The 26,738-nt window shown below is 70.9% G+C and carries 1 protein-coding gene; it reads left to right on the top strand.

Annotation, left to right across the window (positions count from 1 at the left end; translation table 11 throughout):
- Nucleotides 1-38: 38 nt before the first annotated feature.
- The gene (locus QM806_RS36635; RefSeq protein ID WP_283294653.1) at nucleotides 39-26,738 is read left to right on the top strand and encodes a non-ribosomal peptide synthase/polyketide synthase; all 26,700 of its coding nucleotides are present in this window, start codon (nucleotides 39-41) and stop codon (nucleotides 26,736-26,738) included.

Consider the following 26,738-nt stretch of genomic DNA (forward strand, 5'->3'; position numbering starts at 1 on the left):
GCGTCCGTCCTGGTAGGGCGGGGCGAGGTCGAGTTCGAGTGTGCCCAGGACAAGGTGAAGGACCCGTTCCGGGGGCGGGAGAAACGCGCCGCCCCGCGGACCTCCGTGTTCCGGGCGGCGGCGAACCGATTCCGCTCTCGGCGGCGCAGCGGGCCACGTGGTTCGCGCAGCAACTCGAACCGCAGGTCCCGATCTCCATCGCCCAGTACGTGGAGTTCCACGGTGTGCTCGACATCGACCTGCTCCGGCAGGAGACGGTGGAAGCGGCCCGTGAGTTCGAATCACCCTTCCTCAAGGTGTACGACGTCGAGGGCCGGCCGCTGCAGTACGTGGACCATCGGACGGACACGTCGATCGCGTACGTCGACTTCCGTGCGGAAGACGACTCGGTGGCGGCGGCACACGAATGGATGGAACGCGATTACGTCACGCCGCTCGACCTGAGCGCCGACCGGCTGGTCGAGACGTCGATCCTGCAGACCGGTGACACACACTTCCTGTGGTACAGCAGGATTCACCACGTCGCGCTCGACGGCTACGGCGCCATGACGATGCTGCGCCGCATCGCACACCGCTATTCCGCGAAAATCGCGGGCCGCGAACCGGATCCGAACCGGGCGGTGAGCCTGCGGCAGTTGTACGACATCGACAGCCGGTACCGCGCCTCCGAGCGTTTCGCAACCGATCGAGAGTACTGGGCCGCGCGGGTCGCCGGGCTCGAGGGCACCACGCTGGCGCGGACGGCGGGGCAGGTGTCGGCCACCAGCACGGTGGAGAGTGCCATCCTCTCGGACGACGTCGTGGCGGTTCTCGATTCCCGCGACAGTCTGTCTGCGGCGACCATCATCGCGGCCGCGGCATGCTACCTGTCGCGACGTACCGGCAGAACCGATGTACTGGTGACGATTCCGGTGTCGGCGCGCACCACGGCGGTGCTGCGCAATTCCGGTGGCATGCTCGTCAACGTGGCCCCGATGCCCGTCAGCGTCCGGGCCGACGACACCGTCGCGGAACTGATCGAGAAGGTCCAGCGTGAGCTGGTCGCCGCACTGCGACACCAGCGGTGCAGCCTCGACGACATCCGCCGCGACGCCGGCGACACCGCGACGACGGCACTGTACGGGCCGATGGTGAACGTCATGTTGTTCCGCCAGGAGGTCGCGCTGGGTTCGCTTCTCGGCGATTTCCACATCGTCACGTCGGGCCCGGTCGAGGACCTGCTGATCAACGTGTATCAGAGCGGCACCCCCACCAGGATCTTCGTGGACTTCCGCGCGAACCCCAGCCGCTACGAGGAGGCGGAACTGCGGGAGCACCATCGGCAGTTCGTCGAGTTGCTCGAGGAACTGGCCACCGCAGATCCGGCGTCCCGGGTGGGCAGCATTCACGAGACCAGTGCCCGCACCGGCGAACGACTTCTGCGCGAGGCCGAGGAAATCGAGTATTGGCGCCGGCAGCTGGACGGGTTGCCCGACTTCCTGCCGTTGCCCACCGACCGCCGCCGGCCGGCAAGGTTGTCGCCGGCGAGCGACCGGGTCACCGTCGTGGTGCCGGGGGAGTTGCACCGCCGCGTGGCCGCACTGGCCGACGCCGCCGGCACCACCGGCCGAACGGTGTTCCTGACGGCCCTGTCGATCCTGCTGGGCAGGGTGACCGGAAGCAGCGACATCGCCGTCGGAATCGCCGTGGACGTGGGCGATCGCACGGATACCGTGGTGGTGCGATCGCGTTACGCGAGCGAGGTGTCGTGCCACGACTATCTGTCGCACGTCCGGGACGTCGCCACCGAGGCGGTGGCGCACACCGCTGTTCCGTTCGACCGGCTGGTGCGGGAGCTCGACGTGTCGGTGTCGGACGCGTACGCACCGATCGTTCAGGTGCTGCTCGACACCCGCGCGCCCGGCTCCCCGGGTTGCACCGTCTCCGGCCTCGACCTGTGCGTGACCGTGACCGAAGCGGTCGACGAGTCGGGGGCTGCGGCGGGTGTGACCGTCGAATTCGGTTTCGCCGCAGACCTGTTCGACTCCCACACGATCCGGGTGGCCGCCGAGCGGTACCTCCGCATACTCGGCGCGATGGCGGCCGACCCCGAGGTTCCGGTCGGAGACATCGAGATCCTGTCCGCGGGCGAACGTTCCGCGCTGACACCGGTACGAGGACGGCCGGGCCGGTCCGAGCGCACCCTGCCCGACCTCTTCGCGGACGCCGCCGCGCTGGATCCGGCGGCGACGGCCCTGTCGCGGCAGGGCGAGGAGTTGTCGTACCGCGAGCTGGACCGGTGGTCGACGCAGGTCGCGCGAATGCTGATCGACCGCGGGGTGGGGCCGGAATCGTTCGTCGCGCTGGCACTGCCGCGCTCGTTCCGGTCGGTGGCGTCCGTGTGGGCCGTCGCGAAGACGGGGGCGGCATTCGTTCCGGTGGACCCGAACTACCCGCCCGACCGAATCGACTACATGCTCGCCGATTCCGGTGCGGTGCTGGGCCTGACGGAGGAGTCGCTGCGGGGACGCCTCCACGATTCTATTCCCTGGTGCGTGCTCGACGACCAGGACTTCCAGGCCGCCTGCGCGGCCCGGCCCGACAATCCGGTGACCGACTCCGACCGCATCCGGCCCCTGCACCTCGACAATTCCGCGTACCTGATCTACACGTCCGGCTCGACGGGGCAGCCGAAGGGCGTCACCGTCACGCACCGCGGGCTCGACAACTTCGCGGCCGACCAGCAGGAACGCTTCGGCGCCACGAGATCGTCCCGGACACTGCACTTCTCGACGCCGAGTTTCGACGCGTCCGTCTTCGAGTACCTGCAGGCGTTCGGGGTGGGTGCCACGATGGTGGTCGTGCCGCCATCCGCGTACGGCGGCCCGGAACTGGCCGACCTCCTGCGGTCGGAACGCGTCACGCACGGCTTCGTCACCACGGCCGCGCTGGGCACGATCCCGCCGGATGCGCTGGGCGACTTCCTCGACGTGGCCGTGGGCGGTGAGGTCTGCCCGCCCGAACTGGTGGCCCGGTGGGCGCCGGACCGCAGGCTGCACAACGCGTACGGTCCCACCGAAACGACCGTCATGGCGAACATCAGCGCACCGATGACCCCCGCTGACCCCATCACACTCGGCGGGCCGATCAGAGGTACCGAGGAAGTGGTACTCGACGCCCGGCTCCATCCGGTACCCGTCGGGGTACCCGGTGAGCTGTACATCGCCGGTGCCGGTGTGGCGCGGGGCTATCACCGCCGTCCCGGTCTCACCGCGGCGCGCTTCGTCGCCGACCCCTACGGCCGCGGCCGGATGTACCGCACGGGTGACGTGGTGCGGTGGCGGCCCGACCACACGCTCGAGTACCTGCGGCGCAGCGATTTCCAGGTGAAGGTGCGGGGTTTCCGCATCGAGCTCGGCGAGATCGACGCGATTCTGCAGACACATCCGGACGTGCGGCTGGCCGTCACCATCGGCAGGCCGGGGCCGTCCGGGGACACGGTCCTGGTCTCGTACGTCGTCCCGGCCCCAGGCAGGCCGATCGAGACGACGGAACTGCTGCGACAGGTGCGGAACCGGTTGCCGGCGTACATGGTTCCCTCGGTCGTCGTGGTGCTGGACGAGATCCCGTTGACCCCGGTCGGCAAGCTGGACCGCGCGGCACTGCCGGAACCGCGGTTCCTGTCCGCGGCCGCCGAATTCAAGGCGCCTACCGACCCGGTCGAGGAATCGATCGCCGAGGTCTTCACCGAGGTCCTCGGCGTCGAACCGATCAGTGTCGACGACAGCTTCTTCGACCTCGGCGGCAATTCTCTCGTGGCGACGCGGGTGATCGCGCGCGTCAACGCGGCACTCGGATCGGACGTGGGTGTGCGAGCGTTGTTCGAGGCGCCCACCGTCGAACTGCTGGCCGCGTACGTTCGCCGTTCCGGTACGGAACTCGTGGACCGACCGCCCCTGGCCGTCGGGGAGCGGCCCGAACGGATCCCGTTGTCGCTGGCGCAGCAACGGATGTGGTTCCTCAACCAGTTCGACACGTCGTCGGTGGCGTACAACATCCCGATGGCCGTGCGCCTACTCGGACCTCTGGACTCCGACACGCTGCGGGCCGCGGTGGGCGACGTCATCGAGCGGCACGAGTCGTTGCGCACCGTGTACCCCGCGTCGGCGGACGGGCCGTACCAGGTGGTGGTCGACACCGCGGACGTCGTCCCCGACCTCACCCCGCACGTCGACGGCGACGAGTCGCTGCACGAGAGGATCGCGACCCTCCTCGCGGGCGGATTCGACGTGAGCGCGAAGGTCCCGCTGCGGGCGGCGCTGTTGTGGATCGGCCCCGACGAACACGTGCTGGTGTTCGTGGTGCATCACATCGCCGCCGACGGGGCGTCGCTGGCGCCGCTGGCCCGCGACCTGATGGTCGCATACGCGGCACGCCGGTCCGGGACACCGCCGAGCTGGGAGCCGCTGCCCGTGCAGTACGCCGACTTCAGCGTGTGGCAGCGTCGCCTCCTCGGCAGTGCCGACGACGCGGACAGCCTCATGTCCCGGCAGTTGCAGTACTGGCGCGGTGTGCTGGCCGAACTCCCGGAGGTCAGCGCCCTGCCGCTGGACCGGAACAGGCCGGTGACCCGCTCGCTCGAGGGTGCGACCGCGGCGTTTGCGATCGACGCGGGCCTGCACCGGCAACTGCTCCTCCTCGCGCGCGAGCACCACGCAACCCTGTTCATGGTGATGCACGCGGCGCTGGCCGTGCTGCTGTCGAGGATGTCCGGATCGGGCGACGTCGCCATCGGCACCCCGATCGCGGGTCGTGGCGAGGCGGCGCTGGACGACCTCGTGGGGATGTTCGTGAACACGCTGGTGCTGCGGACTCCGGTGGAGCCCGGTGAGGTGTTCACCGACGTGCTGGCCCGGGCCCGCGACACGGATCTGGGCGCGTTCGGGCACACGGACGTTCCCTTCGAGAGCGTCGTCGACGAGCTGGCGCCTGGCCGGTCGACGTCCCACTCGCCGCTGTTCCAGGTGCTGCTCGAATTCCAGAACACCGTGCGCGCCCACCTCGAACTGCCGGGCCTGACCGTCGAGGCGGTCGACGTCGACCCGGGGGTCGCCAAATTCGACCTGCAGCTGTCGCTCGCCGAATACCACGACGAGAAGGGCACCGCCGCAGGTATGGCCGCCGCATTCCTGTACGCGACGGACGTGTTCGACCGGACGTCGGTGGAGGGGTTCGGGGAACGCTTCGTCCGGGTGCTGCGGGCGGTGGTCGACGACCCGGCGGCGGTGGTGGGGGACATCCCGGTTCTCGGTGCGGTCGAGCGCGACCTGGTGCTGGACCGGTGGAACCGTGCGGGTGTCCCGGCCGACGCACAGACCGTGGTCGAGTTGCTCGCGCGGGTGACCGCGTCGACCCCGGACGCCACTGCGGTCGTGTGCGGTGACGAGACGCTGACCTACGGCGAACTGGACGAGCAGGCGAACCGGTTGGCACGGTTGCTGATCGCCGAGGGGGTGGGAACCGAGTCGCTGGTCGCGGTGATGGTGGAGCGCACGCCTGCCCTCGTGGTGACGTTGCTGGCGGTGCTCGCCGCCGGTGGCGGGTACGTCCCGGTCGACACCAGCTATCCCGCCGAGCGGGTGGCAGCGATGTTCGAGGACGCGCGACCCGTCTGCGCCGTGGTGAGCGCGGAATTCGCGTCGCTGGCGCCGGCCGGAATTCCGGTGGTGGCGATCGACGATCCGGCGACGGCGCGTGCGGTGGCCGAGCTGTCCGGGCTGCCGGTCACCGACTCGGACCGGTTGCGGCCGCTGTGGGCCGACACCGTCGCGTACGTCATCTTCACGTCGGGGTCGACCGGGCGGCCGAAGGGCGTCCAGGTATCACATCGGTGCGTTGTCACGCTGCTCGCCAACACCCGGGAGCTGTTCGGGTTCGACTCGTCCGACGTGTGGACGCTGTTCCACTCGTACGCGTTCGACTTCTCCGTCTGGGAACTGTGGGGTGCGCTCGTCCACGGTGGCCGGCTGGTGCTGGTCGACTACTTCACCGCACGATCGCCGGACGCGTTCCTCGAACTGCTGCGCCGGGAACGGGTGACGGTGCTGAACCAGACCCCGACGGCGTTCTACCAGCTGACGGAGGCCGATCGTGCGGCGAACGCCGTCGAGGACACCGACCAGGCGCCACTGTCGTTGCGGCACGTGATCTTCGGCGGCGAAGCCCTCGACGTCGGGCAACTGGAGCGGTGGTACACCCGGCACGACGACCGGGACCCCGTGCTGGTGAACATGTACGGCATCACCGAGACCACGGTGCACGTCAGCTTCCTCGCCCTCGATCGTGCGCTGGTGGCGTCCGTGCCGGGCTCGGTGATCGGCGGCGGACTCCCCGGTCTGCGTGTCTACGTCCTCGACGGCCGGCTGCATCCGGTGCCGCCCGGGGTGGTGGGTGAGCTGTACGTGTCCGGCGACCAGGTGACCCGCGGCTATATCGGCAGGCAGGGTTTGACCGCGACGCGTTTCGTCGCCGACCCGTTCGGCCACCACCGGGCGGGGGCGCGCATGTACCGGTCGGGCGACGTCGTGAAGTGGGGTGCGGGCGGCCGGCTCGAGTACATGGGGCGCAGCGACTTCCAGGTGCAGCTGCGCGGGTTCCGGGTGGAACTCGGCGAAGTGGAGGCGGCTCTGGCCGCGTGCGCCGGGGTGGCGCAGTCGGTGGTCGTGGTGCGCGGCGACGACCGGGACGGCGACCGGCTGGTGGGCTACGTGGTCCCGGAGATGGGTGCGGATGTCGATGCGGCGGCGGTTCTCGACGCGGTCGGGGCGAGCGTTCCGTCGTACATGGTGCCGGCCGCGGTGGTGGTGATCGACGCCCTGCCCCTGACGGTCAACGGCAAACTCGACCGGAAAGCGCTGCCCGAAGCGGACTTCGGCACGTCGACGGTGGGGTTCGCCGCCCCGCGCAATCCGGTGGAGGAGATCGTCGCCGCCGTGTTCGCCGACCTGCTCGGCATCGTCCGGGTGGGGGCGAACGACAACTTCTTTGCGCTCGGCGGGAACTCGCTGACCGCGACCCGGCTCGTCGCCCGCCTCAACGCCGCGGTCGGCGACCGGCTGGGCGTGCGGGACGTGTTCGACGCCCCGACCGTCGCCGGGTTGGCCGCCCGCGCCGAGGCCGGGGAAACCAACCTGGAATCCCGGCCGGCGCCGACCCCGCGGGATCCGTCGCGGGAGGTCCCCGTCTCGCTCGCACAACAGCGGATGTGGTTCATCAACCAGTTCGACACGGCCAGTGCGGCGTACAACGTCGCGATCGCGCTCCGCCTCACCGGCACGCTCGACACGCAGGCGCTGGAAGCGGCCGTCGCCGACGTCGTCGAGCGCCACGAATCCCTCCGCACCGTCTTCCCCCTCACCGACAGCGGTCCGCGGCAGGTGATCCTCCCGGCGGAGAAGGTGGCGCCCGCTCTCACACCGCACGCCGTCGAGTCGGCGGACCTCGGCGCGGAACTCCACCGCCTGCTCTCCGCAGGGTTCGACGTGACGACGGAGGCACCGGTGCGGGCCCGGCTGTTCGGGGTGAACGAGCACGAGCACGTGCTGGCCGTGGTCGTGCATCACATCGCGGCGGACGGCTTCTCGATGGTTCCGCTCGCCCGCGACGTCCTGTCGGCGTACACCGCGCGGCGCCGCGGCGTCGCGCCGGACTGGACCCCGCTTCCTGTGCAGTACGCCGACTACACACTGTGGCAACGGGACTGGCTCGGCGACGAAGACGACGGCGGTTCGCCGCTCGTCCGCCAGCTCGACTACTGGACCGCGACACTGGCCGACCTCCCGGATGTGCTGGAATTGCCGACGGACCGGCCCCGCCCGGCCGCCCGGACCCTGGGTGCAGGCCGCGTCGAGTTCGAGATCGACCCGGACCTCCACCGGAGCGTCGTGCAGCTCGCCCGCAGGCACGGATCGACCGTGTTCATGGCCCTGCACTCCGCGCTGGCCGTCCTGCTGTCGCGGCTGAGCGCGTCGGACGACGTCGCCGTGGGCACCCCCATCGCGGGCCGCGGCGAGGCCGAGCTCGACGACCTGGTCGGCATGTTCGTGAACACCCTCGTGCTCCGGACCCCCGTCGACGGCGCCCGCACGTTCGCCGAGCTGCTCGCGCAGGTCCGCGAGGCCGATCTCGGGGCGTTCACGCACGCGGACGTCCCGTTCGAACGCGTCGTGGAAAGCCTGCGTCCCTCCCGCTCGACGGCGTACTCGCCGCTGTTCCAGGTGATGCTCGAATTCCAGAACACCGAGCGCCCCGAGCTGGAGCTGCCGGGCCTCCACGTCGAACCCCTCGACCTCGCGTTCGACACGATCAATTTCGACCTCCAGCTGACCCTGCGGGAGAACACCGACGCCGAAGGGCATCCCGGGGGCCTCAGTGCGGCGCTCGGGTACGCCGCCGACATCTTCGACGCGGACACGGTGGCCGCGTTCGCCGAGCGCCTGGTCCGGATCCTGAGCGCCGTCACCGAGTCCCCGGACGCCCCGGTCGGCGACGTCGACGTCCTCGGCGCCGGCGAGCGGGTCGCACTGACGTCCGCGAGCGGGGGCCCCGGCGTGGCGGCTCGGACGCTGCCGCAGTTGCTGGCGGCCGCCACGGCCGCGGACCCGGACGCCGCGGCGCTGTCCTTCGAAGGACGTGAGGTGTCCTACCGGGACCTCGACGAATGGTCGAACAGGCTCGCCCGGCTCCTGATCGAGCGCGGCGTCGGCCCGGAACAGGTGGTGGCTCTGGCGCTGCCGCGGTCGATCGAATCCGTGCTGGCGGTCTGGTCGGTGGCCAAGACCGGGGCCGCGTTCCTGCCGGTCGACCCGAATCATCCGGCCGACCGCATCGAGTACATGCTCGGTGACTCGGGCGCCGTCGCCGGTCTCACCACGGCCGCGTTGCAGTCGGCCCTTCCCGCGTCGATCCCGTGGCTGGTGCCGGGCGACCCCGGAACCGAGGCCGAACTGGCGCTGCTCCCGGCGGCGGCGGTGACCGACACCGACCGCACGTCGGCGTTGCACGTGGACCACCCCGCGTACGTCATCTACACGTCGGGATCGACGGGCAGGCCGAAGGGCGTGGTGACCACACACCGCGGCCTGGCGAATTTCGCTGCGACGGAGCAGAACACGTTCGACACGACCGCGGCGTCCCGCACCCTGCACTTCGCGTCGCCGAGCTTCGACGCCTCCGTGCTGGAGCTGATGCTGGCGGTCGGGCCGGGCGCGACGATGGTGATCGCGTCCCCGTCCGTCTACGGCGGCGAGGAGCTCGCGGATCTGCTGCTGCGCGAGCGGGTCACGCACTGCTTCGTCACCCCGGCGGCGCTCGCCTCGGTCGATCCCGCCGGCCTCGAGAGCGTGCGGTGCGTGGTGACCGGCGGCGAGGCCTGCCCACCGGAACTGGTGGCCCGCTGGGCGCCGGGCCGGGCCATGTTCGACGCGTACGGTCCGACCGAGTCGACCGTCGTGTCGAGCATCAGCACCCCGCTGGCGCCGGGCGAACCGGTCACGATCGGCGCGCCGACGCTCGGGTTCACCGAGGCGGTCCTCGACGCGCGGCTGCATCCCGTACCGGCGGGGGTCGCGGGGGAGCTGTATCTCGCCGGCCCCGCGCTCGCACGTGGCTATCTCGGGCGATACCCGCTGACTGCGGAACGCTTCGTGGCCAACCCGTTCGGGCCGGCGGGCAGCCGGATGTACCGGACCGGCGACCTCGTGCGCTGGACGGTGGACGGGCAACTCGACTACCTGGGGCGCACCGACTTCCAGGTGAAGATCCGCGGATTCCGGATCGAACTCGGCGAGGTCGAATCGGCGCTGCTCGCGCACGGCGACGTGGCGGCGGCGGTCGCCGACGTGCGCCGGGACGAACGGTCCGGCGACCGGCTGATCGGGTACGTGGTCCCCGAACCCGGAGCGGACATCGATCCGGGCGAGGTGCTGCAGTTCGCGGGCACGCGGCTCGCGGCGTACATGGTGCCCGCCGCCGTCGTGGTGATCGCGGCGCTCCCGGTGACGGTCCACGGCAAGCTCGACCGGAAGGCGCTGCCGGAACCGGACTTCGGTGTCGCCGTCACCGACAGTCGTCCGCCGCGCACCGAGACGGAGGCGCTGCTCGCCGGTCTGTTCCGGGACGTGCTGGGACTCGAGTGGGTGGGTGTGGACGATTCGTTCTTCGCGCTGGGCGGCGACAGCATCATGTCGATCCAGCTGGTGGCCCGCGCGAAGGCAGCCGGCCTGATTCTCTCCCCGCGGGACGTGTTCGAGCGCAGGACCGTCGCCGGTCTCGCCGAGGTGGCCCACTACGAGCGCGCGGATACCGTGGTGCTGGAGGAACTTCCCGGCGCCGGCGTCGGCCCGGTTCCGCTGACACCCGTCGTCGCGTGGATGCTGGGGCGCAGCGGCGGCCGGCTGGACCGGTTCTCCCAGGCCGTGCTGGTCACCGCGCCGCCGCGGCTCACCCGCGACGATCTCGCCGCCGCCGTCGACGCCGTGCTGGACCGCCACGACATGCTCCGCGCGCGGCTCGCCGTCGACGAGGCGGGGCAGTGGGCCATGACGGTGCTGCCGGCCGGATCGGTGCCTGCCGACGCGCTGATCCGTCACGTGCCCGTGACGTCGTTCGACCCTGGTGATTTCGATGCGGTGGCGAGGGCGGAACTGAACGCGGCGGCGGACCGCCTGGACCCGGCCTCGGCCAGCATGGTGCAGGTGCTCTGGTTCGACGGTCCCGGCGGGCAGGGGCGGTTGCTGCTGGTCGCGCATCATCTCGTGGTCGACGGCGTGTCGTGGCGGATCCTGATCTCGGATCTGGCGGCGGCCCACACCCGCGTCGCGGAGGGGCTGACCGCGGCGCTGGCTGCCGTGGGGACGTCGATGCGGCGGTGGTCGCACGGACTCACCGATGCCGTAGGGCCTCGACGCGCCGAAGCGGGCCGGTGGCAGTCGATCCTGGACGGCCCCGATCCGCTCGTCGGCTCCCGGCCGCTGGATCCCGCAGTCGACGTCGATGCCACGACGGGCCGCGTCACCGTGGAAGTCCCCGCACACGTCACCGAGGCACTCCTCACCACGCTGCCCGCCGCCTTCCACGGCACCGTCGGCGACGGCCTCCTCACAGCGCTCACGCTGGCGATGATTCGGTGGCGGCGCCGTCGTGGGGTCGAGTCGGCCGACGTGCTGATCAACCTCGAGGGTCACGGACGCGAAGACCACGTCGTGCCCGGCGCCGACCTGTCCCGCACCGTCGGGTGGTTCACCACACTGTTCCCGGCGCGACTCGACCTCACCGGCATCGGCGTCGACGCCGCCCTCGCCGGCGACGACGCGGCCGGGTCCGCGATCAAGGCGATCAAGGAACAACTCCTCGCCATCCCCGATCACGGCATCGGCTACGGGATGCTGCGGTACCTGGATCCGGTCGGCTCGGAGGCACTGCGCCGATTCCGGCCACCGCAGGTGAGTTTCAACTATCTCGGCCGGGTGGCGACGAGCGGGGGCGACGTGCCCTGGCTGCCCGTCGCCGGCAGCGGGGACCTCGGCGGAACCCAGAACTACGACATGCCCGCCGCCTGGGTCGTGGACGTCAACGCCGCCACCACCGCCCGGGACGGCGCCCCGGTACTCACCGCGACGTGGTCGTACCCCACGGGTGTGCTGGCCGCCGAGGACGTGGAAGAGCTGTCCGCACTGTGGGTTCGGGCACTCACCGCCCTGGCCGAGCACGCGAGCCGTCCGGGCGCAGGCGGGCTGACACCGTCCGATCTCGATCTGGTGTCGGTCGGGCAGACAGACATCGACCGGTTCGAGAGCACCTACCCGGACGTCGCCGACATCTGGCCGTTGTCACCGCTGCAGGCCGGTCTGCTGTTCCACGCGCAGCTGTCCGAGCATCGCCTCGACGCGTATCAGGTGCAGCTGGTCCTCGACCTGCGCGGCACCGTCGACTCCGCCAGACTCCGCCGCGCCGCACAGGGCCTGCTCGACCGGCACGCGAACCTCCGGGTGGCGTTCGCCGACACCGGTGGCGGACCGGTCCAGGTGGTACTCGCGAGGGCGACCGCGCCGTGGACCGACGTCGACCTGTCGGATCTCGACGACACCCCGATCGCGACGGAGGCGGCGGCACTCGTCGCGGCCGAGCGCGCCGTCCCGTTCGAGATGTCCGAGGCGCCGCTGCTCCGATTCACGTTGCTGCGCATCGCACCCGACCGGTACCGGCTGGTCGTGACCCATCACCACATCCTCCTCGACGGATGGTCGACGCCGCTGGTGATCAAGGACCTGCTCGTCCTCTACGCCACGGACGGCGACACGACGGCCCTTCCCCGCGTCACGTCCTACCGCGACTACCTGCAGTGGATCGGCAGGCAGGACCACGAACGGTCCACGGCTGCCTGGGTATCGGCCCTCGCCGGCTCGGACGAGCCGACGTTCGTGGCGCCCGCGGCGCGCGGCGAGCCGAGCTTCGCCGAACCCGAGGACGTGCGCCTCGACGTGGGCGAGGAGAAGACCCGGGCGCTCGAGACCCTCGCGCGGGAGCACGGGCTGACGTTGAACACCCTCGTCCAGGTGGCGTGGGGGCTCGTGCTGACCACGCTCGGCACCCGCGAGGACGTGGTTTTCGGAGCCACGGTGTCCGGCCGCCCACCGGGAGTAGCAGGCATCGAGTCGATGGTGGGGCTGTTCATCAACACGGTGCCCGTCCGGTTGCGCCTGCGCCGCGAGGAGACGCTCGCCGAACTGCTGCAGCGTTTCCAGCGTGAACAGTCCGCCCTCCTCGATCACCACTACGTGGGACTCACCGAGATCCAGCGCGCCGTGGGCGAGGGCGCCGCGTTCGACACGCTGACCGTGTTCGAGTCGTATCCGGTGGACCGCATGGGGTTGTCGGAAGACACCGACATCGACGGCATGCACGTCGCCGGGATCGAGGGGATCGACTCCACCCACTACCCGTTCACCCTGATGGCGCACGTCGACACCGGACTGCACCTGCGACTGCGGTACCAGCCGAACGTCTTCCCGAGCGAGTTCGCGGAGTCGGTGGCGGCCCGCGTCGCGCGCGTCGTGCAGATCCTGCTGTCGGATGTCGATACACCCATCGCCCACCTCACCCTGCTGTCGGAGGCCGAACTCCGGGAGTACACCGCGGTGTCCGGGGCCCCCGCCGGTCCGCCGAAGACCCTGCCCGAGATCCTCACCGCCTCGGCCGGGAACCGGCGGGAGGCGCCCGCGCTCGTCTTCGACGGACGCGAGACGAGCTACCGCGAACTCGACGAGCGGTCGAGCGCGCTGGCCCGCGTCCTCATCGAACGCGGTGCCGGGCCGGAGACGTTCGTGGCGCTCGGGCTACCCCGATCACGGGAATCGGTGCTGGCCGTGTGGGCGGTCGCGAAAGCGGGCGCGGCGTTCGTGCCCGTCGACCCGAACTATCCCGCCGATCGCATCGAGCACATGCTGGCCGATTCCGGTGCGGCACTGGGTGTGACGACGTCGGCGCACCGGCACCGATTGCCCGGTTCCGTGCCGTGGCTGGTGCTGGACGATCCGGCCTTCGACCGCACGTGGGCCGCCGCATCGTCTGCCCGCGTCACCGACCTGGACCGCCGGTCGGTGCTCGACGTCGACCACGCCGCGTACGCCATCTACACATCCGGGTCCACCGGCAGGCCGAAGGGCGTCGTCGTCACCCACCGCGGTCTGGCGAACCTGCTCACCGAACAGACCGAGCACTACACCGTGTCGCCCGACGCCCGGTGCCTGCACATCTGTTCACCCAGCTTCGACGTGGCGATACTCGAACTCGTCCAGTCGTGTGCGGCCGGGGCGACGCTCGTGATCGCTCCCCCCGACGTCTACGGCGGGGCGGAACTGGCCGCGCTGCTGCGGCGCGAACGCGTCACCCACGCCTGCATCACCCCGGCCGTCCTGGCCACCGTGGAGCGCGATCGCATCGAGCACCTCGAGGCGCTCGTCGTGGCCGGCGACGCCGTCGGTGACGAGCTGGTCGCGGCGTGGGGTGCGGATCGGGCGATGTTCAACGGGTACGGCCCCACCGAGGCCACCATCCTCACCACCTTCAGCCGGCCGATGAGACCGGGCGAGCCGGTCACCATCGGGAGCCCCGTCCGGGGCATCGCGCTGTCGGTCCTCGACGCGCGGCTGCAGCCCGTTCCGGCCGGGGTGCCCGGCGAGTTGTACATCGCGGGACCGGCGCTGGCCCGCGGATACCACCGCCGGCCGGCTCTCACCGCGGAGCGGTTCGTCGCCGACCCCTACGGCGGCGGCCGGATGTACCGCACGGGCGACGTCGTGCGGTGGCGTCGCGACCGCACCCTCGAATACCTCGGGCGCAGCGACTTCCAGGTGAAGATCCGCGGTCAGCGCGTCGAACTGGGGGAGATCGATTCGGTTCTCACCACCCATCCGCACCTCGACTTCGCCGCGACCCTCGGCAGGCCGGGCCCGCTGGGGGACACGGCGCTGGTGTCGTACGTGCTGCCGCACGACGGCGAGGAGGTGGCGGCGCCGGACGTGCTCGCGTTCGCGGGCCGGATCCTGCCCAAGTACATGGTGCCCGCCGCGGTGGTCGTCCTCGACGAGATTCCACTGACCCCCGTCGGCAAGCTCGACCGGAAGGCGCTGCCCGCACCGGAATTCACGTCGGCGACCATCGGGTACCGGGCGCCCACCACTCCGGTCGAGGAGGCCGTCGCGCAGGTGTTCGCCGACGTGCTCGGTGCCCCGCGTGTCGGTGCGGACGACAGCTTCTTCGAACTCGGCGGCGACTCGCTGAGCGCCACCCGGGCGGTGGCGCGCATCAACTCGGCCCTCGACGCCGGGATCGGCGTGGCCGCGCTGTTCGACGCGCCCGTCGTGGCCGATCTGGCGGTCCGGATCGACTCGGCGGCGACGGCGACCACCCCGTCGGTGGCACTCGCCGCACGACCGCGCCCCGACCGGATCCCGTTGTCGCTGGCGCAGCAACGCATGTGGTTCGTCAACCAGTTCGACACGTCTTCGCCTGCCTACAACATCCCGATCGCTCTGCGACTGACCGGAGTCCTCGATCACGCCGCCCTGCTCGCGGCGGTCGGCGACGTCGTCGAACGGCACGAATCGCTGCGCACCGTGTTTCCCGGGTCGGTGGACGGACCGCACCAGGTGATCGTCGATCCCGGGCGGGCCACCCCCCGCCTCGATCCGGTGGCCGTCGCCGGTGACCGTGCACTGCGGGACGCCCTCGCAGCCCTGGTCGGCGCCGGTTTCGACGTGAGCGACGAGATCCCGTTCCGCACAAGTCTGTTCGAGCTGGAGCCCGAGCAGCACGTCCTGGCCATCGTGGTGCACCACATCGCCGCCGACGGGTTCTCCATGATGCCGCTCGCCCGCGACGTCATGCTCGCGTACACCGCCCGGACCGTGGGGGACACCCCCGGCTGGACTCCGCTGACGGTGCAGTACGCCGACTACAGCGTGTGGCAGCGGGACTTCCTCGGCGCGGTCGACGACCCGGACTCGGTGCTGTCGAGGCAGCTGGGCTACTGGACGGACACCCTGTCCGGTGTGCCCGAGGTGCTGCAGATCCCGGTCGACCGGCCGCGCCCCGCCCAGCGGTCGTACGGCGGGGACGTCGTCGAGTTCGAGGTGCCGGCCCGGCTGCACCGGGCGTTGAACACGATCGCGGCCCAACATAATTCGACGCTGTTCATGGCGGTCCACGCGGCGTTCGCCGTCCTGCTGTCCCGGTTGTCGGGCACGGACGACGTCACGATGGGAACGCCCGTCGCCGGTCGCGGGCAGACGGTGCTCGACGACGTGGTGGGCATGTTCGTCAACACGCTCGTGCTGCGAACGGTGGTGGATCCGCGGGCGTCGTTCGGTGAGGTACTGACCGCGGTCCGGGCCGCGGACCTCGGTGCGTTCGAGCATGCGGACATCCCGTTCGAGCGGCTTGTCGACCATCTCGCCCCCGAACGATCCACGTCGCACACCCCACTGTTCCAGGTGCTCATCGAGTTCCGGAACGCGGAGGGCACCCACCTCGAACTGCCCGGACTCACCGTCGACTCGCTCGACGTGGACCTCGGCGTCGCGAAGTTCGACCTGGAACTGAGCGTCGCCGAACAGATCGACACGGACGGCGCACCGGCCGGACTCGCTGCCGGACTGCGGTTCGCGACGGACGTGCTCGATCGCGGCACCGTGGCGCGGTTCGGGGACCGGTTCCTGCGGGTGCTCGAATCGGTCGCCGCTGCCGAGGGCCTCCCGGTGGGCGACATCGAGATCCTGGACAGGGTGGAGCGGGATCTGGTGCTGCCGGCGCTCGCCGAGCCCGCCGCGCCGGACGCGACCCTGGCGGAACTGTTCGAGCGGGCCGCGCAGCGATCCCGCCACGCGACGGCCGTCGTGTGCGAAGGCGTCTCGCTCACCTACGACGAGCTGGACAGCCGGGCGAATCGTCTGGCGCGGTTGCTGATCGCGCGGGGCGCCGGCCCCGAGACCCTGGTGGCCGTCGCCGCGGCGCGGTCGGTGGATCTGGTGGTGGCGCTGCTCGCGGTGGTGAAGTCGGGCGCCGGCTATGTGCCCGTGGACGTCACGTACCCGGCGGAGCGGCTCGCGTTCGTGTTCGCCGACGCCCGGCCGGTGTGTGTGCTGACCACCGAGGCCGAATCCGGCGCGGTCCGGGCGAGCGGGGTCCCGCTCCTCCTCGTGGACAGCGCGGAGACGGTGGCAGAACTCGACCGTACGTCGCCGCTGCCGGTGACCGACGGCGACCGGACCGGACCGCTGCGCCCGGACTCGGTGGCGTATGTCATCTACACCTCCGGCTCGACGGGCCGGCCGAAAGGCGTTCAGGTGGCGCACCGCAACGTCGTCACCCTGTTCGCGAACACGCAGCCCCTGTTCCGGTTCGATGCCTCCGACGTGTGGACCATGTTCCATTCGGCGGCGTTCGACTTCTCCGTGTGGGAGTTGTGGGGCGCGCTGCTGCACGGCGGCCGGCTGGTGGTGGTGGACTACTTCACGACCCGCTCACCCGACATGTTCCTGCGACTGCTGCGGGACGAGAACGTCACCGTCCTGAATCAGACCCCCACCGCCTTTTACCAACTCGCCGAGGCGGACCGGGTCGCCGGCGCCGCCGAACTCGCCCTCCGCGTCGTGGTGTTCGGCGGCGAAGCCCTCGACCTGGGGCAGCTCACCCGCTGGTACGCGCGGCGCGTCGACACCGCCCCGGCGCTGGTGAACATGTACGGCATCACGGAAACCACCGTGCACGTCAGTCACCTGCCGCTGGACGAGGAACTCGCCGCATCCGCCTCGGCCTCGGTGATCGGCCGGGCACTGCCCGGCCTGCGCGTCTACGTGCTCGACACCCGCCTGCACCCGGTGCCGCCGGGAGTGGTCGGGGAACTCTACGTGTCGGGCGGGCAGGTGTCCCGGGGTTATCTGGGCCGGTTCACGCTCACGTCGACCCGGTTCGTGGCCGACCCGCACACACCCGGATCGCGGATGTACCGGTCCGGCGACCTCGGCCGGTGGAACACGGACGGCCAGCTGGAATATCTGGGCCGCAACGACTTCCAGGTGCAGGTCAAGGGTTTCCGCATCGAGCTCGGTGAGGTGGAGTCGGCGCTCCTCGACTGCGACGGTGTGGCGCAGTCGGTGGTGTCGGCGCGGCGCGAACGACTGGTGGGCTACGTGGTGCCCGAGGCGGGCCGGGTGCTGGACCCGGCCGGAATCGTCGACGCGGTCGCCGACAGGCTGGCGGCGCACATGGTGCCCGCGACCGTGGTGGTGCTCGACGCCCTACCCCTCACGGTGAACGGCAAACTCGACCGCCGAGCGCTGCCCGAACCGGACTTCGGACGGCAGGTGTCGCTCAGTCGTGCCCCCGCCACGGAGACGGAGCGGATCCTGGCCGCACTGTTCGCCGAGGTCCTCGGCCTCGAATCGGTGGGTGTCGACGATTCGTTCTTCGCGGTGGGCGGCGACTCCATCATGTCGATTCAGCTCGTCACCCGGGCGAAGGCGTCCGGGGTGGTGATCACCCCGCGGGACGTGTTCGAACGCAAGACGGTTGCCGCACTCGCGGAGGTCGCGACCGCGGGGGAGGAGACCGTCACGCTGGAGGAGTTGCCCGGCGGCGGCGTCGGCGAGTTGCCACTGACCCCGATCGTGCACTGGATGCTGGGCAGGGACGGCGATTTCCGGCGGTACTCCCAGGCCGCGCTGTTCACGACCCCCGCCGCACTGGACGAAGACACGCTGACGGCGGCGATGCAGGCCGTCCTTGACCGGCACGACATGCTGCGCGCCCGACTGTACCGCAGCGACCGGGCCGAGCGGGGTGCGGCGATGGTGGTCGCACCGCCCGGCTGGGTGCGGGCGACCGCGGTGGTGCGCACGGTGCCGCTCGACGCCGCGGACTCGTTCACCGAGGCCGCGTCCCGCGAACTGGACGCCGCCGCGGGCCGGCTCGACCCGGAGTCGGGTGTGATGGTGCAGGCGGTGTGGTTCGCGAGCAGCGCGACACCGGCCGCCGCGGGACGGCTGCTGATCGTCGCCCATCACGTGGTGGTCGACGGGGTGTCGTGGCGCATCCTCGTCCCCGACCTCGCCCTCGCCTGCGCTCAGGTGCTGTCGGGTGAGCCGCCTACCCTGCCCGGCATCGGCACGTCGATGCGCCGGTGGGCGCACGCCCTCACGGATGTGGCGCAGGAACCCTCTCGCACAGCCGAACTCGACCTCTGGCGGCGGATGCTCGACACCCCGGACCCGCCGCTCGGGTCGCGGCCCCTCACCGCAACCGACATCCAGACCTCCGACGTCGAGGTCCGGGTTCCCGTCGAGGTGACGGAGGCGCTGCTGACGACGCTTCCCCAGGCCTTCCACGGGAGCGTCGGCGACGGACTGCTGACGGCGCTGGCGTTGGCGCTCGTCCGCTGGCGCCGGGCGCGGGGCATCGAGTCGTCCGGCGCGCTGGTGAATCTCGAGGGGCACGGTCGTGAGGAGCAGGTGGTGCCGGGCGCCGATCTCGCCCGCACCGTCGGCTGGTTCACCACGATCTTCCCGGTAGGCCTCGACCTGAGCGGCGTGGACGTCGACGACGCGTTCGCCGCCGGCCCCGCCGCCGGAGCCGCGGTCAAGGCCGTGAAGGAGCGGTTGCAGTCGATCCCCGACCACGGCATCGGGTTCGGGCTGCTCCGTTACCTCGACGCCGAGACGGCGCCGGAGCTCGCGGCCCTGCCGAGCGCGCAGGTGAGTTTCAACTACCTCGGCAGGCTCGGTTCGGGTTCCGCGGCGGACGGCGACTGGACACCGGTCTCCGACGCGGGGCTCGCCGCCGCCGCGCAGTCCGGGCTGCCCGCTGCGGCCGTCGTCGACGTGAACGCCAGGACCACCGACACCGCCGCCGGTCCCGCCCTCACCGCCACGTGGTCGTTCCCCGTCGGGGTGGTCGCCGCCGACGACGTCGGCGAACTCGCGGGGCTGTGGGTCGGCGCGCTCGAGGCCCTCACCGCGCACGCCCGGTCCGGTGGCGGCGGCTTCACCCCGTCCGACCTGAGCCTCGTCCGGCTCGGCCAGAGCGCGATCGACGACCTCGAGCGCCGCTACCCGGCGATGACCGACGTCTGGCCGCTGTCGCCGCTGCAGGCGGGCATGCTGTTCCATGCCGAACTGGCCGACGAATCGGTGGACGCCTACCTCGTCCAGCTGATCCTCGACCTCGGCGGCGACGTCGATGCGGAACGACTGCGCCGGGCCGCCGGCGCCCTCCTCGACCGTCACCCGAACCTGCGCAGCGCGTTCTGTCACGACACCGAGGGCGGGGCCGTGCAGGTGGTTGCGGGCCGGGTTGCCGTGCCCTGGCGGGAGATCGACCTGAGCGGACTGGACGAGGACGCGGCGACCGCCGAGGTCGAGCGACTGCTGGCCGCCGACCGGACCACCCCGTTCGACATGACCACCGCACCGCTGATCCGGTTCCTGCTGGTGCGGACGGCCGGCGGCCGCTGCCGGCTGGTGTCGACGAACCACCACATCCTGCTCGACGGCTGGTCGATGCCGCTGATGATCCGGGAACTGCTCACGCTGTACGCCACGAATGCCGACCTGGCGCCGCTGCCCCGGGTGCGGGACTACCGCGACTACCTGGCGTGGATGAACAGGCGCGACACCGGCCTGTCCGCGCGGGCCTGGGCGGACGCACTCGCGGGGGTGGAGGAACCGACGCTGCTGGTCCCCGCCGACCGGGCTCGGCAACTGTCGACCGTGTCGCGGGAGTGGGTGTTCGACCTCGACGAGGACCGGACCGACCGGCTGCGCGAATCCGCGCGTGCTCGCGGGCTCACCCTCAACAGCATTCTGCAGACGGCATGGGGCATCGTGCTGGGGATGCTCACGGGCCGCGACGACGTCGTGTTCGGCGCCACCGTCTCCGGCCGGCCGCCGGAACTCTCCGGCATCGAGACGATGGTCGGGCTGTTCATCAACACCGTGCCGGTGCGCGTCACGCTGCGTCCGGAGGAGACGCTCGGCGCGTTGCTGGAGCGGGTGCAGGCCGAGCAGGCGGCGATGCTCGATCACCACTACACGGGTCTCGCCGAGATCCAGGACGCCGCGGGTCCCGGCGTCGGGTTCGACACGCTCACCGTGTTCGAGTCGTACCCGGTGGACCGGGCCGGGCTGTCGGAGGACACCGACATCGCCGGGCTCCGCGTGACCGGCGTGGATGCCCGCGACGCCGCCCACTACCCGCTGAGCCTCGTCGCGTCGGCGGCGGCGAGCCTGCACCTGAAGTTCGAGTACGTGCCCGACCTGTTCGCCCCCGGCGCGATCGAGGACATCGCCGAGCGGGTGGTGCGGGTGCTCGATGCCTGCACCGGACCCGACGTGCCGCTCGCCCGGCTGTCGCTGCTCACCGAGCGCGAACGGGCGGAACTGGTACCGGTCCGCGGTGGTCCCGCCGGCTCCGTCCGCACGCTCCCGCAGATCTTCACGGACGCGGCCGCCGTCGACCCGGATGCGGTCGCCCTGTCGTCCGGCGACGTCGAGGTGTCGTACCGGGAGCTGGACGAGCGGTCCACCCGGCTCGCCCGTGCTCTGATCGACAGCGGGCTCGGCCCGGAAACGTCGGTGGCCGTGGGTATCCCACGCTCGATCGAGTCGGTGCTGTGTGTCTGGGCGGTGGCCAAGACCGGGGCCGTGTTCGTACCCGTCGACCCGAACTATCCCGACGAGCGCATCACGCACATGCTCACCGATTCGGAGTGCGCACTCGGGCTGACGACGTCCGAGCATCGCGCCCGCCTGCCCGAGACCACCGACTGGCTGGTGCTCGACGACCCCGCGTTCGTCGACGAGTGCGCGGCCGCATCCGCGGCACCGGTCGACGACGGCGACCGCAGGGGACCGGTCACCCTCGACACGGCCGCATACCTCGTCTACACGTCGGGGTCCACCGGCAGGCCGAAGGGCGTGACCGTGACGCACCGCGGTCTGGACAATTTCGCGCGCGACCAACTCGCCCGCTTCGGGGCGGACCCCGCATCCCGGACGCTGCACTTTTCGACACCGAGCTTCGACGGATCCGTATTCGAGTACCTGCAGGCGTTCGGCGCGGCAGCGACGATGGTGATCGCGCCGACCACGGTATTCGGCGGCGACGAACTCGCCCAACTGATCCGCGAGCGGCACGTCACCCACGCATTCGTCACCACGGCGGCACTCGCGTCCCTCGACCCGGCGGGGCTGGATCATTTCACCGACGTCGTCGTCGGCGGCGAGGCCTGCCCACCCGAACTCGTGAACCGGTGGGCGCCGGGACGCCGGTTGTACAACGGGTACGGACCGACCGAGACCACGATCATGTCCAACATCAGCGATCCCCTGATCCCGGGGGAGCGGATCACCATCGGCGGACCGATCCGCGGTGTCACGGAGTTGGTGCTCGATTCCCGGTTGCAGCCCGTCCCGGTCGGGGTTCCCGGGGAGTTGTACCTCGCCGGTGCGGGACTGGCGCGCGGCTACCACCGGCGCCCCGGGCTGACGGCAGAACGGTTCGTCGCCGACCCCGCCGATCCCGGGAAGCGGATGTACCGCACCGGCGACATCGTGCGCTGGACGCCCGAGCACACCATCGAGTACCTCGGCCGCAGCGACTTCCAGGTGAAGGTGCGTGGGTTCCGCATCGAACTCGGCGAGATCGACACCACCCTCATGGCCGACTCCGACATCCGGTTCGCGGCCACGGTCGCCTACCGCGGACCGGCCGGGGACACACTCCTCGCGTCCTACGTCGTGCCCGCGCCCGAACGTGCGCTCGATACCGAGACGATCACCCGACGGCTCGCGGGCAGACTGCCCGCCCACATGGTTCCGTCCTCGATCACGGTGCTGGACCAGATCCCGCTGAACGCCGTCGGCAAATTCGACCGCAAAGCCCTGCCCGCACCCGAATACGACGTCGGCACGCGCGAATACCGGGTACCCGCCGATCCGGTCGAGGAGATGGTGGCCGAGGTCTTCGCGGAGGTCCTCGGACTCGACCGGGTGAGCGCGGATGCGGGATTCTTCGACCTCGGCGGCAATTCACTGAGCGCGACCCGCGCGGTGGCCCGCCTGCGCGCCGCACTCGGCACCGACATCGGCGTGCGCGCGTTGTTCGAGGCGCCCACCGTCGAGGCGTTCGCCGCGCGCATCGAGCACGCGGGAGCGGGTCCGTCCGGCCGTCCCGCCCTCACCGCCGGGGACCGTCCCGACCGCATCCCGCTGTCCTTCGCTCAGCAACGCATGTGGTTCATCAACCAGTTCGACACGAGTTCGCCCGCCTACAACATCCCGATGGTGGTGCGGCTCACCGGCGACCTCGACGTGGTTGCGCTGACCGCCGCCGTCACGGACGTCGTGACCCGGCACGAGTCGTTGCGCACCCGCTTCCCGCTCCGCGACGGCGAACCCGTCCAGGAGATCCGCGCGCCCGCCACCCCGATGCGCGCGCCGACCCCGGTCGCGGACGAAGGCCTCCTCCGGGAGGAGCTCACCCGGCTGGTGTCGGCCGGCTTCGACGTCGCCGCCGCCGTCCCGCTGCGCGTCGCCCTGTTCTCCCTCGACCCGACGGATCATGTGCTCGCCGTGGTGGTCCACCACATCTCGGCCGACGGCTTCTCCATGGCACCGCTGGTGCGGGATGTGATGATCGCGTACGAGTCCCGCGTCCACGGTCGCGCTCCCGCCTGGACGCCGCTGCCCGTGCAGTACGCCGACTACACACTGTGGCAACGCAGGCTGCTGGGGTCCGAGGACGACCCCGGATCGCTGATCTCGCGGCAACTGGCCTACTGGGAGTCGGCGCTCGCGGGGCTGCCCGAACTCCTCGAACTGCCTGCCGACCGTCGGCGTCCCGCACAGCAGTCGTTCCGGGGCGACCGGGTGCGCTTCGCGATCGACCCCGGCCTGCACGAGCGGATCCGGACGGCGGCGCGAGAGTACCGGTCCACCGAATTCATGATCGTGCACGCCGCACTCGCCGTTCTGCTCGGCCGGCTCGGCGGCACCGGGGACGTGGCGATCGGCACCCCGATCGCCGGCCGCGGCGAGGCGGCGCTCGACGACCTCGTCGGCATGTTCGTCGGCACGCTGGCGCTGCGCACCCCGGTAGCGGCGGAACAGCCGTTCCGTGACCTGCTCGCTCGGGTCCGCGACGCCGACCTCGGTGCCTTCGCGCACGCCGACCTGCCCTTCGAACGGGTGGTGGACGCAGTCGGACCGGTGCGGTCGACCGCCCACTCGCCGCTCTTCCAGGTGTCCCTCGAATTCCAGAACACCGAGAATCCCGCCTTGCGGTTGCCGGGGCTGACCGTCGAGGGGCTCGATCCCGACCTCGCCGTCGTGAAGGTGGACCTCGAGGTGATCCTCGACGAGCGGTTCGCCGCGGATGGCAGCGCTGCGGGGATGGTGGGTGCGATCGACTACGCGACCGACCTGTTCGACGCCGACACGGTGCGGGGGTTCGCAGAACGGTTCGTGCGCATCCTCGACACCGTCACCGCCGAACCCGGTTTTCCGGTCGGCGACATCGAGATCCTCGGCACCGACGAAGTCGCGGCGCTCACCCCGGCGCGCGGTGCGCCCGACGCCCCGAATGTCCTGCTGCCGGAACTGCTCTCGGCCGCGGTCGAACGAGACCGCAGTGCCGACGCGGTGTCGTACCGGGGCCGGACGATCAGTTACCGCGAACTCGACGAATCCTCCAACCGGTTGGCGCGCCGCCTGATCGAGGACGGTGCGGGTCCGGGAACGACCGTCGCTCTGAGCCTGCCGCGCTCGATCGAATCGGTGCTGTCGGTGTGGGCGGTCGCTCGAACGGGCGCGGCGTTCCTGCCGGTCGACCCCGGGTATCCACTCGACCGCATCGAGCACATGCTCACCGATTCCGGGGCGGTGTCCGGGGTGACCCTTCGGGCACACCGAGATCGGCTGCCCGGCACCGTGAACTGGATCGTTCTCGACGACGCCGAAGCCGAGGAGCGGATCCGGGTGCAGTCGCCTGCCCCCGTCACCGATGCGGACCGGACGGCGCCGCTGCACGAATCACATCCCGCGTACCTCATCTACACGTCCGGATCCACGGGCGTCCCCAAGGGAGTGGCCGTCACGCACCGCGGCCTGGCGAACCTCGCCGCGGAGGAGCGCGACCGTCTCGCCGTCACACCCGGCGCCCGGGTGCTGCACTTCGCGTCGCCGAGTTTCGACGCCTCCGTGTTCGAACTGGTCATGGCATTCTGCGCGGGCGCGACGCTGGTGATCGCCCCGCCGACGATCTACGGCGGCACCGAACTGGCCGGACTGCTGAGCGACGAGCGGGTGTCCCACGGATTCGTCACCCCGACCGCACTGGCGTCGATGGACCCCCTCGGCTTCGAGTCGCTGCAGACGCTGGTCGCGGCCGGTGAAGCCTGTCCACCCGAACTCGTCGCCCGGTGGGCGCCCGGCCGCAGGATGTTCAACGCCTACGGGCCGACCGAGACGACGATCATGTCGAACATCAGCGAGCCGCTGGTGCCGGGCGACCCGATCACGCTCGGCGCACCCACCCGCGGCGTCTCCGAGGTGGTGCTGGATTCGCGGCTGCGCCCGGTGCCGGTCGGTGTGGTCGGTGAGCTGTACGTGTCGGGACGCGCCCTGGCGTCCGGGTATCACCGTCGGCCCGGACTGACGGCGTCCCGTTTCGTGGCCGCCCCCTGGGGTGCGCCGGGCGAGCGGATGTACCGCACGGGAGACGTGGTGCGGTGGCGCCGGGACGGCACTCTCGAGTACGTCGGGCGCAGCGACTTCCAGGTGAAGATCCGCGGGTTCCGCATCGAACCCGGCGAGATCGACGCGGCACTCACCGATCATCCCGACGTCGGGTTCGCCGTCACGATCGGCCGTGCCGGGCCTGCCGGGGAACCGCTGCTCGTGTCCTATGTCCGTCCGATCGGCGGCGCGGACCTCGACACCGCGGAACTCACCCGTCTCGTCGGGGAGCGTCTGCCCGCCCACATGGTGCCCGCCGCGATCGTCGTAATCGACCAGATTCCGCTGACCCCGGTGGGCAAGCTGGATCGCGCCGCACTGCCCGCACCCGAGTTCCTGTCGGGCGCTCGCTTCCGGTTGCCCGCGAACGACCTCGAGGCGGCAGTCGTGGACGTCTTCGCCGAGGTGCTCGGACTCGACCGGGTGGGGGCCGAGGACAATTTCTTCGAGAGGAGCGGCAACTCCCTGCTCGCCACGAAGGTGATCGCCGCCCTGCAGGAGAGACTCGATCGGAAGATCCCGCTGCAATGGATGTTCCTCGATCCGACCCCGGCCGGCCTCGCCCGCAGGATCGCCCTGCCGTCGGCGGAGGGCGGTGTGACGGAGGCGCTGGGGGTGGTGATTCCGCTGCTCACCGAGGGCGCCGGACGACCGCTGTTCTGCGTCCACCCGGGAATCGGGCTCTCCTGGGGGTATGCGGGTCTCGTCCGGTATCTGCCCGCCGACCGGCGCGCGTACGGACTGCAGTTGCCCACGATCAGCGGGGACGGCGACTACCAGTCGATCGAACAACTCGCGCACCGGTACATCGAAGAGATGAGGGTCATCCAGCCGGAGGGACCGTACGACCTGCTCGGCTGGTCTCTGGGCGGGGTCATCGCGCACGCGATGGCCGTCGAACTGCAGAGGGCAGGCGAGGAGGTCGCCACCCTCACGGTCATGGACAGCTATCCCGACAACGGCGAGGATCCGCTTTTCGGGAAGCTCGACATGCGGGATCTGCTCCGCGGACTGGGGCTCGTCGTCGCCACCGACGGCGACCTCACGTACGAACGCGCGGCGCAACTGCTGAACGAATCGTGGGGCAGCGACTCCGGGCTGCGCGGCGAACACCTCGAGCGAATCAACGCCGGATACGAGAATTCGCGAAACCTCGTCCACCGGTTCGAGCCACAGGTCTACGATGGCGAGCTGCTGATCTTCCCCGCGACCGGCGACGACGACGGCACCACGCGCGCCCGGTCGGCGGACGAGTGGCGACCGCTCGTGACGGGTCGAATCGTGGAGCATCCGGTGGACTGCGGGCACAACGACATGATCGAGCCGCAGTCCCTCGCTGTCATCGGGCCGGTGCTGTCGAGGTATCTTGAGGCCGGTCGCACCCGTCGCCGCGAGAACCGAATCCGCTGA

This window comes from Rhodococcus sp. IEGM 1351, from assembly GCF_030056875.1.
GTDB classification, from domain to species: domain Bacteria; phylum Actinomycetota; class Actinomycetes; order Mycobacteriales; family Mycobacteriaceae; genus Rhodococcus_F; species Rhodococcus_F opacus.